The sequence below is a fragment of the Pseudarthrobacter sp. genome, from assembly GCF_036675385.1.
GTDB lineage: Bacteria > Actinomycetota > Actinomycetes > Actinomycetales > Micrococcaceae > Arthrobacter.
In genome coordinates this window covers 1-1,712 of the sequence record NZ_JAKFFD010000053.1, presented here as the reverse complement: position 1 = coordinate 1,712, position 1,712 = coordinate 1, and the positions used below count along the sequence as shown (strand labels likewise).

1 protein-coding gene is annotated in these 1,712 nt (G+C 68.5%); it reads right to left on the bottom strand.

Features of this window, described 5'->3' with window-relative positions:
• The coding region (locus V6M49_RS04790) for a copper-translocating P-type ATPase (protein ID WP_332760305.1) at positions 1 to 1,712 on the bottom strand (1,712 nt) is incomplete at both ends.

Genomic DNA, 1,712 nt, shown 5'->3' with positions numbered 1-1,712 from the left:
CCGGCCGGGGCCAGCGGCCGGACCGGGCGGGCCGTGCTTGCCTCCGGTGTTTCGGGCCGGGGCAGCCGCAGCCTCTTGAGCAGCAGGGCGTTGACGGCGACCAGGAAACTGGAGCCTGACATCGACAGGGCCGCGATCTCCGGGCTGAGGACGATCCCGGCGAACGCGAAGACCCCGGCTGCGATGGGCAGCGCTATCGCGTTGTATCCGACGGCCCAGCCAAGGTTCTGGCGCATCTTCCGCAAAGTCCCTTTGCCGATCCGCAGGGCGATCGGCACATCCAGCGGGTCCGAGCGCATCAGCACGACGTCGGCCGTTTCGATGGCCACGTCGGTGCCGGCGCCGATCGCGATGCCAAGGTCGGCCTGGGCAAGGGCGGGGGCGTCGTTGACACCGTCCCCGACCATGGCGACTTTCTTCCCCGCCTGTTGCAGTGCGGCGATCTTCGCTGATTTGTCCCCCGGGAGCACCTCGGCGATGACGGTGTCGATGCCGAGCTGGCCTGCGATCCTTTGGGCGGTGGTTTCGTTGTCTCCGGTGAGCATGACGACCTCGATCCCGGCCTCGTGCAGGGCAGCTATCGCCGCCGGCGCGGTTTCCCTGGCGGCGTCCGCCATGGCGATCACCGCAGCGGCGCGGCCGTCGACGGCGACGAGCACAGCGGTCCGTCCGGTTCCTGCAAGTTCGTCGCGGACCGCGGCAAGCGGCCCGAGGTCGATGTTCTCATCGGCCAGCAGTTTGCGGTTGCCGACCAGGACCCGGTGTCCCTCCACGGTTGCGCCGGCCCCGTGGCCGGGGACGTTCAGGAAGTCGGTGGCGGCCAGGTCGGTGGCGCCGTGTACCTGGGCGTGCCGGACCACTGCCGCGGCAAGAGGGTGTTCGGATTCCTTTTCCACGGCGGCGACCAGAGCCAGCAGCTCGTTCTCATCGATGCCCTCAACGACGACGTCGGTGACTTCCGGTTCGCCCTTGGTCAGGGTGCCCGTCTTGTCCATGACGACGGTGTCGATCCGGGCGGAGACCTCCAGCGCGGTGGCATTCTTGAACAGGACACCGCGCTTAGCACCGAGGCCGGTGCCCACCATGATGGCCGTTGGCGTGGCAAGCCCCAACGCGTCGGGGCAGGTAATGACGACGACGGTGATGGCGAACAGCAGGGCCGCCTGGACGCCGGCGCCGAGGGCGAGCCAGGCGGCGAACGTCACGGTCCCTCCGATCAGTGCGACCAGGACCAGCCAGAACGCGGCCCTGTCGGCCAGCCGCTGGCCCGGTGCCTTGGAGTTCTGGGCTTCCTGGACGAGGGCGACGATCTGGGCCAGGGCGGTGTCTGCTCCGACCTTGGTGGCCCGGACCCGCATCGTGCCGGTGGTGTTGATGGACGCGCCGATCACCTCAGAGCCGATGGTTTTGGTCACCGGAAGGCTCTCGCCCGTGACCATGGACTCATCGACCTCCGACTGGCCGTCCTCGACTTCCCCGTCAACGGGGATTTTCGATCCCGGCCGGATCAGCAGCAGGTCCCCCGTCTGGACGTCGGAGGTGGGGATCTCGACCGTGTCGCCGTCGCGGATCACCACCGCGACCGGAGGGGCAAGCTCGAGCAGCGTACGGATGGCTTCGTTCGCTCCGCCCCTTGCGCGCATTTCAAACCAGTGGCCCAGCAGCACGAAGGAGGCCAGGACGGTGGCGGCTTCGTAGAACACTTCACCGCC